The following is a 16,983-nucleotide window of genomic DNA, read 5'->3' on the forward strand; positions in this document are numbered from 1 at the left end:
ACTGTCTTGAACTGGGATTACGCGGATTAAAGGATTAACTGGGATTTCCTGTTTTGCTTTTAATTCCGAAGAATATCCTCTTAATCCTTTAATCCGCGTAATCCCAGTTCAAGACGATATGAAACCACCCCGCTTCGCTGACCAACTGCTGAAATTCTTCTGCTCGCCCGACCACCTGGAGGAGGTGCTGGGTGATTTGCACGAGGAGTTTGCGTACCAGCGTCGGCGCATCGGCGAAAACCGGGCGCGTTGGCGGTATTGGTGGGATGTGGTTGGTTTTATCTTCTCCTTTGCGCTGAGAAGGAAGTCCCAGAATAATTCGACAACAACGATAACGAACCCGATTATGATCCGAAATTACTTCAAAATCGCCTGGCGGAATTTACTTCGCTACCGACTCAACAGCACGCTGACCATTGCCGGATTGGCGCTGGGTCTGGCCTGCGGTTTACTCATCATTCTTCACGTCAGGGAAGAGTTGCGCTACGATAAAGGCTTCGCGAAAGCCGACCGGATTTACCGGATCAATTCAGAGAATATTGGGGAGAAAACCCGGCGCTGGGCTGCTACATCGCCCATCCTCGGAATTGAAATGAAGCGGGAGATTCCGGCGATACAAACCGTGATCCGGTTTCATCGACCGTACCCGGACCGGGTATTCAGCTACGCGCCGTCGGGCGGAGAATCGAAGCAATTTGAGGAAAAAACCGGTTTTTACGCGGATTCGACGGTGGTCGATGTGTTTGACCTGCCGTTTGTCAAGGGAGATTCACGGACAGCTCTGAAGCAGCAGGACGCCATTGTGCTGACGGAAACGATGGCCAAAAAATACTTTGGCGACGCGGAGCCGCTTGGCAAAATCATTCAGGACGATCTGGACAAACGACCGCTGACGGTGACGGGCGTCATCCGGGATTTTGGGTTTCCGACGCACCTGAAATTCGACTACCTCATTTCGATGTCAACCTATTATAAGTACGCCGACAAAGGATCGTTGGAAAGCCGGACCTGGTCGGGATTTTACAATTATGTATTGCTGAACGCGAATGCGTCGCGTCCGGCGGTGGAATCGAAAATTCCGGTGTTCATGGTGAAATTTTACGAAGTGAACGGCGAAAACCGGAAGGATATTCTGACCACCCGGAAAACGCTCCTTCAGCCGATTACGGATATTCACCTGCACTCGAAACTGGAAAAGGAAATGAGCCCGAACAGCGACATTCTGTACGTCTACGTGTTTTCGGTGGCGGCTTTGTTTATCCTGCTGGTGGCGTCGGTCAACTTCATCAACATGGCGACGGCGCAGGCCTTTAACCGAATGAAAGAAGTGGGCGTCCGGAAAGTGCTGGGCGCCCGCAAAGGACAACTGGTCAACCAGTTTCTGGGCGAATCGTTCCTGCTGACGCTGGGGGGCGCGTTGCTGGCGCTGCTGCTGTTCTGGCAGGCGATTCCGTTTTACAACGATCTGACGGCAAAGGAGCTTCGTTTTGGGCAGCTGTTTACCGTATCGAATGTCGTCATTATGTTTGGGCTGGCCGGACTGATCAGCCTGATTGCGGGTCTGTATCCCGCGTGGTTCATCTCGAATTTTGAACCGGTTACGTCGTTGAAAGGGAAAAAAAGTACGGTTTCGTCGGTTACGCTGGTACGCAAAGGCTTGATTGTCTTTCAGTTTGCGGTTTCCGTTTTCATGATTTTCAGCACGATCGTGGTGTACCGCCAAATGCAGTTTTTCCAGAATAAAAAGTTGGGCTTCGATCAGGAACAGGTCGTGGCCGTTAAACTTTACGGACAAAGCATGCACGAAAAAGCGAATACGATTCAGAGTGAGTTGCTGCAAAATTCGGCGATCACGGATGTCGCCCGGATTTCGGTTTTGCCCGGCGACCGGTTTAGTACCGATATGCTTATCCCGGTAGGAAAAGCCGACGATGCGAGCCAGATGCGGTTTATGTGGGCCGACGAACACATGCTGCCGGTGCTGAAAATTGGCCTGAAAACCGGTCGCAATTTCGTGCAGCGAAACGTACGTTCTCACTTCGCTTATATTCTGAACGAAGCCGCCGTGAAAGCGCTTAAGTTGCAGTCGCCCATCGGGCAGAAAATGGTTTCACTGGGCGATACGGGCGAGATTGTGGGCGTTGTCAATGATTTCCATTTTGCTTCCCTTCATAGCGCCGTCGAACCGCTGGTGATTGTTCAGCACCCCGGTCAGGCCAATTACTTTTTGTTAAAAATCAAAGGGAAAAACCTGCCCGAAACGGTGCAGTTTGCCCGCAACACGCTGGCGCGGGTTTCGCCCGAAAGCCTGTTCAGTTACACCTTTCTCGACGAAAAACTGGCCCGGCTCTACGATTCGGAGCAACGCGTGGGCAATGTGTTGAAAGTCTTTGCGGTTTTTGCTATTTTCATCTCCTGCCTGGGGTTATTCGGCCTGTCGGCCTACGCGGCTCAACTGCGGACCAAGGAGGTCGGCATTCGGAAAGTGCTGGGTGCCACGGTTTCGGGGGTTGTCGTGCTGCTTTCCAAAGATTTCCTGCGGCTGGTGCTCATGGCCACCCTGCTGGCTTCTCCGCTGGCCGGATGGGCGATGAGCCGCTGGCTGGAAGGCTTTGCGTACGCCATCGATCTGGAATGGTGGATGTTTGCGCTGACGGCCTTTCTGGCGGTTTTCGTCGCCGTGCTGACCATCAGTTTCCAGAGCATCAAAGCCGCGCTGATGAATCCCGTGAAGAGTTTGAAAAGCGAGTAGTCTTGAACTCGGATTACGCGGATTAAAGGATTAAGAGGATTAGTCTGAACTCGGATTACGCAGATTAAAGGATTAACTAGGATTGATTGGAAATATATTGAATCCTCTTAATCCTTTAATCCGCGTAATCCGAGTTCAAGACAACCTCAGTTCAAGAAACGTTAATCATTCAACCAACCCGAACATGATCCGGAATTACCTGAAAATCGCTTTCCGCAATCTGACGAAAAATAAGGTTTATTCAGCCATCAACATCGGTGGGCTGGCCGTCGGCATGGCCGTGGCTTTGCTGATTGGTTTATGGATTTACGATGAGTTTGCGTTCGATACCTACCACCGGAATCATGATCGCATTGCGCAGGTGATGCAGCAGCAGACGCTCAACAGCGAGGTCAAAACCGCATCGGCGGTTCCCATTCCGCTGGCGCGGGAGTTGCGCAACAGCTTTGATGCGGATTTCAAACACCTTGTGTTATCCTCCTGGACGACCCGACACATTCTGACGTTTGGGGATGCGAAATTTACCCGAATGGGCAATTACATGTCGCCCGAAGCACCAGCCGTTTTATCACTGAACATGCGGAAAGGAACGTGGCAGGGATTGAAAGAACCGTCGTCTATTCTGCTCTCCGAATCAACGGCGAAAGCCCTTTTTGGGGAAACCAATCCGCTGGGCAAAATGGTAAAAATCGACAATAAACTCGATGTGAAAGTCACCGGTGTTTATGAAGATTTACCGTACAATACCGAGTTGCGTGACCTGCGGTTTATTGCGCCCTGGGAGTTGTACGTAGCCTCGACCGACTGGGTAAAAGCAGCGCAGGACAACAGTGAATGGGGAAACAATTCCTTTCAGATTTTTGCCCAGATCGCCGACAAGGCCGACATGGAAGCAGTTTCGGCAAAAATTAAAACGATTAAATCGGATCGGGGCGATAAGGAAGAACTCAAGTTCAAACCCGAAATCTTTCTCCATCCGATGAACCGGTGGCATCTGTATTCGGAATGGAAAAATGGCGTGAGTGCGGGCGGACGGATTCAGTTTGTCTGGCTGTTCGGGATTATCGGCGGTTTTGTGTTAGTGCTGGCCTGTATCAATTTCATGAATCTGAGCACGGCCCGCTCCGAGAAACGCGCCAAAGAAGTGGGCATTCGTAAAGCCATTGGTTCGGCCCGAACGCAATTGATCGGCCAGTTTTTCAGCGAATCGTTGCTGGTGGTGGCCATTGCGTTTGTGTTTTCGTTGGTACTGGCGCAACTCGCGTTGCCGTTTTTCAACGAAATGGCCGACAAGAAAATGGCTATTCCCTGGGCGAGTTCCTGGTTTTGGGCCGCCGGGCTCGGGTTTAGCTTCCTGACGGGTTTGCTGGCCGGGAGTTATCCCGCCTTTTATCTGTCGTCATTCCAACCGATTAAAACGCTCAAAGGCGTCCGGTTTCGGGTGGGCCGGAGGGCGGCTCTGCCCCGCAAAGTGCTGGTGGTGTTGCAATTTACGGTTTCGGTCACGCTGATCATCGGAACGGTGGTGGTTTATCGCCAGATTCTGCACGCTAAAAACCGCCCTATTGGCTACACGCGGGAGGGACTGGTGTCGATGCACGTCAGCACGCCGGATATTCACAATCACCTGGATGCCGTTCGCAACGATTTGCTGAAGTCGGGAAAGGTGGTCGGCATTACCGAATCGCAAAGCCCCACCACGGACGTCTGGTCGAACAATACCGGTTTTACCTGGACGGGTAAAAACCCCGGTTTGCAAGCCGATTTCGCAACCATCGGCGTGTCCTTTGATTTCGGCAGCACGGTGGGCTGGAAATTTATCGACGGAAGAGATTTTTCCCGGACTTTCTCAAGCGATTCGTCGGGCTTTGTTTTGAACGAAACCGCCGTCCAATTTATGGGTTTGGAACATCCCGTCGGCCAAACCATTCAGTGGAACGACCGCCGTTTCAAAGTCATTGGGGTGGTGAAAGACATGCTGATGTCGTCGCCGTATGAACCGGTGAAACAAACCATTTACTTCATACCCCGACGCGCCGGTAATTTCGTTACGATTCGCATCAATCCCGGTTCCAACGCGCCGGAAGCGCTGGCCGCAATCGAAGCGGTTTTCAAAAAATACAGCCCCACTTCCCCCTTCGATTACGATTTTGTCGATGCCGAATTCGCGCTCAAATTTGCGGCCGAAGAGCGCATTGGAAAACTGGCTTCGATCATCACGGTGCTTGCCATTTTTATCAGTTGTCTGGGACTTTTTGGGCTGGCGTCGTTCATCGCCGAGCAGCGTACCAAAGAAATCGGTATCCGGAAAGTGCTGGGCGCGTCAGTGACCCATTTGTGGGGTTTATTATCGATGGATTTTGTCGTGCTGGTCCTGGTTTCGTGCCTGATTTCCAGTCCCATCGCGTATTATTTCCTGGATGACTGGCTGCAGAACTACCCATACCGCACCGAATTGTCCGGGTGGATTTTCATAGCCGCCGGTTTGGGCGCCTTGCTCATTACGTTGTTGACGGTAAGTTATCAGGCCATCAAAGCCGCTTTGATGAATCCGGTGAAATCGCTGCGTTCGGAATGAACAATGAATCGGGAGATTTGAAAATTTGTATAAGCACTTCGACCTTACCTCACTTATAAACTTCCCGTTCAAAGCTACCCACCTAAAAGCGGGGATTATTGATTTTTAGCGGTTTTTGCCAATAATGGGGCATAAAGGCATACGCTGGTTGCCTGGCTAATGAAAATTTTTTTTTCATTTTAATTAATTATATATATTGCTAACCTTTATATTAGTAATTTCTGTAGTAGATCGGTCCAGTTCGATTTTATCAAAAAAGGTACTTGATCCTGGGATTTTTGAACCCACTTCATTCATGAACAGGCCGGTAAACGATTTTTTCTTATTCCTTAAACCCCAACTATGCTACGCAATTACCTCAAAATTTCGCTGCGTAATATCTGGCGCAACCGGCTTTCGAGCGCCATCAGTACCTTTGGATTAGCCGTTGGCCTGGCCAGTGGCCTGCTGATTTTTCTATTGGTGAACTGGCTGTTCAGTTTCGATCGCTATCATGATAAAGCCGATCGGACCTACTGGATTGTAACGGATGTGCATCACGATCATGTCGTTCCGAGTGATGCCACACCGCGGCCGTTGGGGGAGGTTCTGCGCCGGAATTATCCCTTCGTGGAAAGTGCCGTTCGCATGGAGCTGGCTTTCGGCAAAATCATCGGTACACCGGACGGCAAAGGTGGTTTGGCGAAGAAATTTGAAGAATCGCGGAATGTTTGTTTTACCGAGCCGCAGTTTTTTGAAGTATTCGATGTTGAATGGGCGAAAGGAAATCAAAAAACCGCCCTGAGTGCGTCCAATACCGTCGTTTTATCGGAGCGATATGCCCAAAAATACTTTGACGGTGCCGACCCGATCGGGCGAACGATCCGGTTTGATAATCAGACCAATCTGACGGTTACGGGTGTGATCAAAAACCCACCCTCCAATACGAAGCTGGGTGTCGAAGTACTTATTTCCTACGCGACGCTTCCCGGCCTGACCGGTAATCCGCAACTCATGCAGCAGTGGGGCAGCCCCGGCACTTTGTGTTTCGTTGCCCTCCGGGAAGGGACGCCCGTCGAACGGCTAACCAGCACGTTTTCCATCATCCGCCGGAATTATTTGGCCGCTCAGGAAGCCAAACGACTTGATTTTAAGGCTCTGCCGCTCAGCGATTTGAACCATAATCCGCAGTATGGTGGCCATGCACCAAGACCTATTTTGTACGCACTCATCATTGTGGGCGTGTTTCTGGTTGTTGCGGCCTGTATCAACTTCATTAACGTCGCCACGGCGCGGGCCATCCAACGTTCCAAAGAAGTCGGTATCCGGAAAGCCGTTGGCAGCACGCGCGGGCAATTGATCGGGCAATTTCTGACGGAAACCACCCTGATTACGTTGGCGGCTGTCGGCCTGGCGCTGGTGCTGACTCACTTCAATCTGCCGTTGCTGAATAACGCGCTGGCGATGCTGAAAGCGGATCTTTCCGTGCTGGATGTGTTCCGGCCCGATTCGTTGCTGTGGTTTGGCGGATTAAGTCTGGGCGTTGTTCTGCTGGCCGGGTTTTATCCTTCGCTGGTGCTGTCGCGGTTTAATCCGGTGGCGGCTTTGCGCGGACAACTCACGACGCAGCAGGTCGGAGGCCTGTCGGTCCGGCGGGGACTGGTAGTCGGGCAGTTTTTCATTACGCAGCTTTTTGTGATCGGCGCCATTGTCATGACGATGCAGGTGCGGCATATGCAGCAGATTGATTTAGGTTTCAATAAAGAGTCGGTTTTGACGGTTCCCGTGCCGACTACAAACGTGTTGAAGCAACAAACCCTGCGCGAGCGGCTGGGGCAGATTCCCGGCGTCGTACAGGTGGCGTTGGCGGGTGATCCACCGGCTTCGTTCCGCCGACCTCCGGTTCCGTTCACGTTCGACAGCCACACTGAACCGGAAAAGTTTCCGATTGCTGTGAAAGTAGGCGACAAAGCCTATGTTTCGCTGTTCAAACTGAAATTGGTTGCCGGTCGGGATTTTCGCGCCAATGATTCAACGGCGAACGAACTGCTGGTCAATCAGGCCATGATCAACCAACTGGGGTTGCGCTCGCCCGCCGATATTCTGGACAAACGACTGACGGTTTTTGGGGCCACCCGAACCATCGTTGGCGTGGTGAATGATTTCCAGTTGGGCGAGGCCCACGGCCCTATTCCGCCTACGGCTATAATCAATCTTCCGACAGAAATGACCATTGCCGCTCTCAAAGTGGCCCCGGCTAATCTGTCCGCAACGGTTCGGGCGGTTGAAAAAGTCTGGAATGAACAGTTTTCGCAGCATGTCTTCAAGGCGGTTTTTGTGGATGATCTGATCGATCAGTTTTACACCACCGAAAAGATTTTGCTGGGACTGATTCAGGTGTTTTCCCTGATTGCCATTCTGATTGGCAGCCTCGGTGTATACGGTCTGGTAACGTTCATGGCCGAATCGAAAACGAAGGAAATTGGTGTGCGGAAGGTGCTGGGGGCCACCCGTTCTCAGCTACTCTGGCTGTTTGGCCGGGAGTTTGGCAAACTGGTTTTGCTCGGGTTTCTGGTGGCCGCACCGCTGGGCGGGTGGCTGATGAACAACTGGCTCCGGGGCTACGAATACCGGGTTGCGCTCAGCTGGTGGATTTTCGCCCTGACTGTCCTGCTGACCGGAGGAATTACCTTTTTGACGGTTTCGTATGAATCCATCAAGGCGTCTTTAGTGAATCCGGTGAAATCGTTGCGTTCGGAGTAAACCGCACGGATTTCCATAGTTTACGAAGGGAACATAATTTTTTGATTACCCCGTGTTTTTTATTCTCCTCCTGCCAAAGCATAATAGCCATACAACAAAAAAGACGCAGATCATCGACCTGCGTCTTTCGAACTAACTTGGTGTATTTTATTGCTTCACTATCTTTACCGTAACGCTATTTAGCCCACTACTGACCCGCAGCAATAACAACCCCGCCGGGTACGGGCCCACAGATAAAATTTGTTGCTCGATGGCTTTAGCGGCTTCAAGCTGACGCTGGCTGACCAGTCGACCACCGGCGTCAGTCAACTGCAACCGCAGCGGCTGGCCTTCCGCTCCCCGAATTTCCACTTGCACGTGCTCCACGGCCGGATTGCCCAACACCGTTACCTGAAGTCCTTCGCTGCTTTCGGCAGACAGTCGAACCGGCACGTTGCAGCTCAAATTCTTGGGACCGCCTTTTAATTCAAACGTACTGCCCTGCACCCGGGCCATGATCGGCCGCGTAGTGCCGTCCTTCAGGCTGACCGGGACTTCAAAACGGTAGGCATGCGCCCCGTTGCCCTTGCCGGCATCCTGCAAATCGGAGCGGTAGATGTTGGCGTACGTGCTGCCAAAAACTTCTTTGGTCGTCGCATGATAAAACTCGACGGTAAGCGGGGTGTTCGGCTTGTTGCGATCCCAGACCCACCCCCGGATGGTACCACATTCCACCTTGTCGAGGTAACCGTCGAAGCTACCCGTTACATTCGTTGTCGAAGCCGGATTCACCGTAATCGGGAAGCTCACATTGTTGGTATTTCCGAATTGATCATCCGCCTGATACAGCACAACCGTGGTGCCTGCTTCGAGCGGGGTACCGCTGATGACCCGGGTCAGGTAGTCAAACACCAGCCCACTTGGCAGCGGATTTACCCAATACGTAATTTCATCCCCATCCGGATCGGTGAAAGGCACCAGCGTGGCCGAGAAAGGAACGCCTACCTGGGCCGTCAGTGGCGCAATCAGCACCGTGGGCGTCGGAGCCACCGGCGCTTTGTTAACCGGGGCCTCCCAGGATGGATAGCATTGCAATGCCTGCGGGGTCCCTTTCAGATTGAAGTTACTGCCCCGGACCCGGGCAGTCAGGTAGTGGGTGGTAAAATCCCGCAATGACTCGGGAATGGGAAACCGGAACGCATGGTTGCCGTTGCCTTTCCCGGCATTCAATAAATCCTGACGGAATTCGTTGGCCACGATCGTTCCCACCACTGTGGCCCCTTCCAGAATCTCGACTGTCACGGGCGTATTCGGTTTGTTGCCGTCCCAGGCCCAACCCCGGAAACCGTTGCAATCCGCCCCGTAGATATAGCCGTCGAAAGCTCCACTAACCGATGGAGCTCCGACGGCAACGGTGGGGGATAGAGTAGCGCTGCAATTACCCCGGGTACAGGTAACCGAATAGACATGCGTCCCGACTGCCGAAGTGACGACCGGAATGGTAGGCCCGACGCCACTTCCCCCACCGGGGCCATTCCAGGTGATGCGACCGGTTTCGCACCCCTCAACGACCAGCGTAACCCCCGGATAATTCTGCAGGACGGGCTGGGCGACATTGGTTTGAGCCGAAAGGGATGGCGTGGTACAGGGAGTTTCCCGCAGCACCACCAGCCAGAAATCGCCATTGTCGTTGTCGCCGATCGGGGCCTGCGTTTTGTCTCCGCTGATCGGTGAATCAGATTCGCCCAGCAGTAGAATATCCCCCGAAGCGGTTTGTGCCATTCCGCCCAGATAATCCCGGTCACTCCCGCCCAGGGTTTTGTCCCAGACGTAGTGTCCATCGGCGCTCAGTTTAACGACCCAGTAATCGCCATTGCCCCGGCTGGGTTCGGATTTAACGGGGCTGGTAGACGAAAAGGAAACTCCACCGACCAGAAAACCGCCGTCGGCCAGGGCGAGCGTTCGGTAACAGTTTTCGCCGGGAGCTCCTCCCAACGTTCTGTCCCATTGTTTGTTACCCGATGCGTCTACCTTAACGGCCCAGTAATTGCCCCCACTCAGTCTGGTTTCCGATTTATCGTAGCCAATCCCGGAAGACGAAGTCCCGCCGATCAGAAAACCATTATCGGCAGTGTTGGTGAGAGAAGCCGCCTGATCATAATTCGATCCGCCGATGGTTTTATCCCAGAGCACCTCACCCGATCCATTGACCTTAACCAGCCAGTAATCATAGTCGCCTTTGGAATTTGCCGTTTTATCCCCACTAATACTGGAATTGGAGGTTCCTAAAATCATAAAGTTACCATCCGAGGTCGGCTGAATGTCGTCCGCACCATCGTACCCGTTGCCACCGATGGTTTTGTCCCAGATTTTCTGACCGTCCATTCCGAGCTTGATGAGCCAGATATCCCCGTCGCCTTTCGAGTCAGCGGATTTATCGCCACCGGTATTTGAACTCGACGTTCCTACCACGAAGTAACCATCCGATAAAGCAACCATCCCACTAAAAAACTCGGTTTGATCTCCTCCAAGTGTTTTATCCCACTGCTTTTCCCCATTGGCATTAATTTTGACAACCCAGATATCCATATCGAAATCACCATGATTGTCTTCGGATTTGTCATCCCCTTTTTGTGAAATTGAAAATCCGCCCAGCAAGTACCCGCCGTCCGGCGTGGCAATGAGGGTCTTTAGCTCATCCGTATCCTTACCACCGAAGGTTCTATCCCATTGTTTTTCCCCATTGGCGTTGTATTTGACCACCCAGTAATCATTTGAACCCCGACGATCCTCGGATTTGTCGTTCCCTGTATTGGATTGAGAGATTCCACCCAGGATATACCCCCCGTCGCTGGTTGTCAGGACGACTCGACCGGTCTCAAATCCGGTCCCTCCAATGGTTCGCTCCGATACCTTGGTGACCTGCGCAAACAGGCTGGAGCAATGCATAATCAAAAAGGCCAGCAACCACAACGGTCGCCCATAACACCCTGGTAACGTTTTCATGATAATAGATACAATTTTATTTGGTCGACTGGTGGAGGAAACTCAGGGCTTCAATATTTTCAATGTCACGGATTTCAGCCCGCTGGTGGCCCGCAGAAGTAAGATTCCCGCTGGCTGCTGCTGTACGTTGAAAACCGGGCGTTCGATGGCTTTTGCCTGCTCAATCTGGAGGTGGCTGAGCTGCCGGCCGCTGGCGTCGGTCAATTGCAGGTGTAGAGGTCGTCCCTCCGCGCCCCGCACTTCGACCTGTACCTGCTGCAAAACCGGGTTCCCTAAAACCGTTACCTGAAGTTCGGCGCCATTTTCCGCCGAAAACCGGGCTGGGGAGTTACACGTCAGCGATTTGCCCGAATCCTTCAAATCATAGGTAGAACCCAGCACCCGGGCCCGAATGGACCGCGTCTGGCCGTCTTTCAAAACCGCCGGTACCTCAAAACGGTAGGCATGCGCGCCATTGCCTTTGCCCGCGTTTTTGAGATCATCCCGGTAAATGTTGGCCACCGTGCTACCCCAAACCGTCGTGCCGGTATAAAATTCGACCGTAACGGGCGCATTGGGTTTGTTGCGGTCCCAGACCCAACCCCGGATGGTGCCGCATTCGACTTTGTCCAGATAACCGTCGAAACTTCCTGTCACCGCACTCGTTGATTCCGGCAGAACCGTCAGGGTAAAACTCACACTATTTCGCTCGATGAAATCGGAAGCCTCGTACGCCAGTACAAACGTTCCGGCCACTTTCGGAGTCCCGAAGATGATCCGGTCGAAGGGGTCGAACTCCAGCCCGGCCGGTAAATTATACAGGTCGTAAATCAGCTCTTCGCCTTCCGGATCGGTGAAAGCCACCAGCGTAGCCGAGAAGGGGACATTGACCTGCGCGGTGACGGGGGCAATCAGGATGGTTGGCGTGGGGGCCACTGGTGGCTTATTTTGATTCCCGGAATCCCGGCCTGGCCGACAAACCAGAGCTTTGGGCGAACCCTTCAGAATGAAGCCACTGTTCCGAACGCGGGCCGATAAACTGTGCAAAGCTCCGTCGACCAGGCTTTGCGGAATCGCATATACGAACGCGTGGTTGCCATTGCCTTTCCCGGCAGCTAATAGATCGGGGCGGAATTCGCCGGCCGTTAACGTCCCGATCACATTCGGGCCATCCAGTATCTCGACCGTCACCGGCGTGTTGGGTTTGGTCCCGTCCCAGGCCCAGCCCCGGAAGGTGGAGCAATCGGCCCCATAAACGTATCCGTCGAACGTACTCGCAACCGGAGGTTTAACGATTTCCAAAACCGGCGTAACGGTCGCCGAACAACTGCCTTTGGTACAGGTAATGGAATAGGTTCTGGATCCAATTACCGCCGTCGATACGGGAATGAAGGGACCCACGCCCTGCGCACCATCCGGGTCCGTCCAGCTGATCTGCCCGGATTCACACCCGTCTACGGTGATCATGACACCGGGCGTATGTTGCAAAATGGGCGATGCCGTTGCGTTGATCGTAATCGTCGGGCTGGGTGTCGTGCAGGGCGTCTCGTGTAAGGCGACTAACCAATAGTCGGTTTCTCCTTTCGCTTCCTCCGTTTTATCCCCACTGATGTCGGAAAAGGAATCGCCGAGGACATAAAAATCGCCACTGGCGCTCTGGGCAACATCACCCATTCGGTCTTCATTGTTTCCTCCCAGGGTTTTATCCCAGAGCCAGGTGCCGTCAGCGCCCAGTTTAATAAGCCAAAAATCGCTATCGCCCCGGCAGTTTTCCGACTTGATTGCATTCCGGTTCGAACGCGAAAATCCACCGGCCAGAAAACCGCCATCGGCGGTAGGTAACAGCCGGATGCCATAATCTTCCTGCGTTCCTCCCAGGGTTTTATCCCAAACTTTGTTGCCGTTGGCACCAACCCGAACAATCCAATAATCCGCTCCGCCCAGTGAGTTTGCTGATTTTTCGAAGCCCTGATTGGATCGGGACGTTCCGGCAATTACCACCCCGCCATCCGGAGTTGGCACCCCGTAAGCCGCTTCATCTTCATTATCTCCTCCGAGGGTTTTATCCCAGATTTTAGTCCCGTCGGCGTCAATCTTGACCAGCCAGTAATCACTAAAGTCATAAACTGTCCCGCGCACATTTTCGGTTTTGTCGCCCCCCGCGTTGGAAGAAGACGAGCCCGTCAGCACGAACTTGCCATCTGAGGTTGGAACGATTCCCGTTGATCGCTGAAAAGAATTTCCGCCGAAGCTCTTATCCCAGATTTTGTTGCCCGTCAGATCAACCCGGACCACCCAATAGTCTCCTGCCCCCTTCAAGGGAGCCGTTCGATCCAGCGTGGGGGGCGATTGGGAGGTTCCGGCCAGCAGATAGCCTTTGTTTTCCGGAAGAACCGCGATTCCGATGAGATCGTCCGGAAATTCGCCCCCGAAGGTTTTGTCCCACTGTTTTGTTCCGTTCTCATCGATCTTAACGATCCAGAAATCGCCGTTACCCCGGCCATCCTCCGATTTATCATTGCCTTTGTTCGAATCGGATGATCCTCCCAGCAAAAAACCGCCATCGGGTGAAGCAACAATGGTATATAAATCATCATAACCACTTCCTCCGTAGGTTTTATCCCAGATTTTGTTCCCGTTGGCATCGACCTTCACAATCCAGAAATCCTGAAACCCCAGATTAGCGGTTGTTCTATCCCCACTGATGCCGGAAGGGGAGATTCCGCCCAGCAAAAAACCATCCGCGAGAGGCAGAATGATTCTGGCCTGCTCAAAGCTGTTTCCCCCAATGGTTTTATCGAAAACTTTGGTGACCTGAGCCTGCAAACAGGTACTCATCAAAAAGAGCAAAACCGGCAGCCACCGGCGATTGAAATAGGTATGTACTATTTTTTTCATAATAAATACTGGATTGGTGGAAGAGTTCACGTTTCAGGAAGGCCGGAAGACCCTGACCAACGATCAGGATCTTCCGCATGGTTTCCATTTGTTATTGCTTTAAGACTTTTACGCTCACCGTCTTGCGGCCATTACTGACCCGGAGGAACAGCAAACCGGCCGGTTGGGCAACAACCGGGAACGTCTGTTGCTCCAGCGCCTGAGCGGTTTCGATCTGCCGCTGGCTCACCAGCCGCCCGCTGGCATCGGTCAATTTCAACTGCAACGACTGGCCCTCCGCCCCCCGGATTTCCACCTGAAGCTGATCGGAAACCGGGTTGCCCAGCACCGTCACCGCAAGCGCTGGTGCGGTTTCGGCCGACAGCCGGGCCGGGGCACACTGGTAGGCTTTGGCGCCCCCTTTCAACTCATAGGTACTGCCCAAGACCCGCGCTTTTACCAGTGTTCCATTGGTTAGACTGCCCGGCGGGGTAAAATTGTAGGCATGCGACCCGTTGCCTTTGCCGGCATCTTTCAAATCCTGACGGAAAATGTTGGCCACCGTGCTGCCCAAAACCGTGCCCGAACCTTCCAGGTAGAATTCCACCGTCAAGGGCGTGTTGGGCTTCTTGCGGTCCCACACCCAACCCCGGATGCCGCCACAATCCAGCTTGTCCAGATAGCCTTCAAAGTCGCCTGTCACCGTCGTCGTCGAAGCGGGATTCACCGTCAGCGGGAAGCTCACCGAGTTGGTCAGCACGCCATCGCTGGCCGAGTAGGCCAGCACAAAGGTACCGGCAACGGTGGGTGTACCCGAGATGACGCGGCTGGTCATGTTGATGGCTAAGCCGTCGGGCAATCCGCTCAGGGCGTAGGTCAGCGGCTGGTTTTCGGGATCGGTGAAAGCCACCAGGGTTCCCGAGAAAGGCACGCCCACCTGAGCCGCCAGGGGAGCGATTAACACGGTGGGGGAGGGCGGCACGGGCGCTTTGTTGTCGGGGGAACTGCTGCCTTGGCAGATGAGGGCTTTGGGCGAATCTTTCAGCAGGAAGCTGCTGCCACTGACGCGGGCCGAGAGGTTGTGAGCCAACCCGTCTTTTAACGAGTTGGGGATGCTCCAGCTGAAGGCGTGTTTGCCGTTGCCTTTGCCAGCGGTTTGCAGGTCCTGCCGAAACACATCGGCTACAACCGTGGCAATGACGGTGGGGCCATCGAGGATATCGACCGAAACGGCGGTGTTGGGTTTGTTGCGATCCCAGGCCCAGCCCCGGAAGGTGCTGCAATCGGCGCCGTAGACAAACCCGTCGAACGAACCGCTCACCAGGGAAGGGCTCACCGTAATAGTGGCCGAACCGGGGGGACTGACGCAGGTTCCGACCGTGCAGGTAGCCGAATACACCAGCGTTCCGGTGGCCGAAGTGGGCACACTGATCGTGGTTCCCGTGCCGCTGGAGCCGCCGGTTTCTTTCCAATTTACGATTCCCCCCGCGCATGTCGTAATGCTAAGCGAGACGAAGGGGGTGTTCTGGATCACCGTCGCCGAGGTGACGCCGTTGAAGGTCGGATTGGGAGCCGCCGGAGCAGGCTGGACCAGCAGGGTGACGGAACTGCTGCGGGTGACGTCCCCCGCGATGGCGGTTACCGTAAGGGTGTAGGTAGTGGGGCTATCGACGGCAGGCGCAGTCAGGGTCGTGCTGCTACCCGAGCCCGTAAAACCGGCAGGCAGGCTACTCCAGGTGTAAGAACCAGGAGTAAAATTGGTGGCAGTGGCTGAAAGGCTAACGGGGCTACCTGCGCAAACCGTGGTGGCCACTAAAGGAGTAAGCTGGACCGTCGCCGGGCATTGGAAATAGATGTTTAAATAATTCTTGTTATAATTCCCATACACGACCTCACTCAACCCATCTTTGTTAAGGTCAGCGATGGCTGCTTCGGCGAAATTATATTCAAATTCGATCGACGTGTTGACGGGCTCTTTAAAGGTACCCGGGTTCGCTGGATCATTCAACGCAACAGACAAGATGCTGGCATGCCCGTCAAATATGACAAAATCCGGTAAGTTATCGCTGTTTACGTCCTTCAGATAAAATCGCTCCAGGGATTCGACATTGGCTATTGGAACAGCATTGGCAAAGGTGCCGGGGGTAGCCGTTTGATTGAAGGCCACTTCAAACCCGTCGCCCGTATCATCAACTATATCAATCAATCCATCGTGATTGATATCAACCAGTTGAGGCTCGTAGGGAATTGCAAGGGTAACCGGGGCCTCAAAAGCCGTTCCGTCACTGGTGCGGAAATAGACCATGTCTTCGGTTGCGTTGAGCAAGTCTGCCTTTCCATCCGCATTCAGGTCTGCCACGTAAAGCGTTTGGCCGTAGGAAGTATTAGCCGCAGGGGGTATAATGAAATTACCGGGTTCACCAAATGTTCCCGGATTTCCCGGATCATTCAGGCGCAGGTAGAAGGTTTTGAGGATGGTAAAGCCACCTGTATCTTCATACTGACTTCCGGCCAAATCCGGCAGCCCGTCTCCGTTAAAATCACCCACTTCTATATTGAAGGTGAGATCGAACGGATAAGCCACAGGTTCGTGCATCGCTCCCGTATTATCACCTTTATTCAGGTACACCGAAACCGTCAGATTGAACTGAACAACAAGGTCTGTATAGCCATCTTTGTTGAGGTCTGTCGGGATGAAACGACCCATATAATCGGCATGTGTATACTCAATAGGAGCCAGAAACTGCCCTGAGTTGTCGCCTTTATTCAGAACAATGTAGAACCGGCTGGTTGGACTACCGGAGTTGGTTGCTAGCAAATCCGGGTACCCATCTTTATTAAAATCGCCGGAATAGACAGCACCCGACACACTCGAGTAGGATTGGGGTGGCAAAAAACACTGGCTCCAACTGGCGGTTGTCAGCAGGGAAAAAAGCAGTAGCAGACTATAATGTAAAGAAAATTTCATGAAGCGAAATGGTTAGATAAATGAGAAGCAGGAACCCCACTCCGGCATTAAATGCCGGAGTGGGCCTGTTTGCAATAGAGATGGTAGTGGGTCGTTGTCTCG

The 16,983-nt window shown here is 53.2% G+C and carries 6 protein-coding genes; 3 read left to right on the forward strand and 3 right to left on the reverse strand.

What is annotated here, in order from left to right; genetic code table 11:
- Positions 1–118: 118 nt before the first annotated feature.
- The 3 genes from EHT25_RS25505 (at position 119) to EHT25_RS25515 (ending at position 8,072) form a co-directional block, all read left to right on the forward strand.
- Positions 119–2,752, forward strand: coding sequence for an FtsX-like permease family protein (locus EHT25_RS25505; protein ID WP_221622333.1), 2,634 nt, complete (start codon positions 119–121; stop codon positions 2,750–2,752).
- Between the two features lie 184 nt (positions 2,753–2,936).
- Positions 2,937–5,330 carry an ABC transporter permease gene (locus EHT25_RS25510; protein WP_124878013.1) on the forward strand — a complete coding sequence of 798 codons (2,394 nt, stop codon included), beginning with the start codon at positions 2,937–2,939 and terminating at the stop codon, positions 5,328–5,330.
- Between the two features lie 342 nt (positions 5,331–5,672).
- Entirely contained in the window at positions 5,673–8,072 is a 2,400-nt protein-coding gene (locus tag EHT25_RS25515) for an ABC transporter permease (RefSeq protein WP_124878014.1), read from the forward strand.
- A 147-nt stretch (positions 8,073–8,219) separates the two neighbouring features.
- On the opposite strand, the gene EHT25_RS25520 is transcribed toward EHT25_RS25515, so the two are convergent.
- From EHT25_RS25520 to EHT25_RS25530, 3 genes are all read right to left on the reverse strand, one after another.
- A complete protein-coding gene (locus tag EHT25_RS25520; protein WP_124878015.1) occupies positions 8,220–11,057 on the reverse strand; it encodes a putative Ig domain-containing protein in 2,838 nt (945 codons plus the stop codon).
- A 42-nt stretch (positions 11,058–11,099) separates the two neighbouring features.
- A complete protein-coding gene (locus EHT25_RS25525) occupies positions 11,100–13,934 on the reverse strand; it encodes a putative Ig domain-containing protein (RefSeq protein ID WP_124878016.1) in 2,835 nt (944 codons plus the stop codon).
- Positions 13,935–14,025: 91 nt separating this feature from the next.
- Positions 14,026–16,881, reverse strand: a complete 2,856-nt coding sequence (locus tag EHT25_RS25530; protein WP_124878017.1) for an FG-GAP-like repeat-containing protein — start codon at positions 16,879–16,881, stop codon at positions 14,026–14,028.
- Positions 16,882–16,983 lie beyond the last annotated feature (102 nt).

This window comes from Larkinella rosea, from assembly GCF_003858635.1.
GTDB classification, from domain to species: Bacteria; Bacteroidota; Bacteroidia; order Cytophagales; family Spirosomataceae; genus Larkinella; species Larkinella rosea.

What these genes read in the sequence shown, in the direction of transcription:
- EHT25_RS25505 (WP_221622333.1), top strand. Translation starts at nt 119, where the DNA reads ATGAAACCACCCCGCTTCGCTGACCAACTGCTGAAATTCTTCTGCTCG.
- EHT25_RS25510 (WP_124878013.1), top strand. Translation starts at nt 2,937, where the DNA reads ATGATCCGGAATTACCTGAAAATCGCTTTCCGCAATCTGACGAAAAAT.
- EHT25_RS25515 (WP_124878014.1), top strand. Translation starts at nt 5,673, where the DNA reads ATGCTACGCAATTACCTCAAAATTTCGCTGCGTAATATCTGGCGCAAC.
- EHT25_RS25520 (WP_124878015.1), bottom strand. Translation starts at nt 11,057, where the DNA reads ATGAAAACGTTACCAGGGTGTTATGGGCGACCGTTGTGGTTGCTGGCC.
- EHT25_RS25525 (WP_124878016.1), bottom strand. Translation starts at nt 13,934, where the DNA reads ATGAAAAAAATAGTACATACCTATTTCAATCGCCGGTGGCTGCCGGTT.
- EHT25_RS25530 (WP_124878017.1), bottom strand. Translation starts at nt 16,881, where the DNA reads ATGAAATTTTCTTTACATTATAGTCTGCTACTGCTTTTTTCCCTGCTG.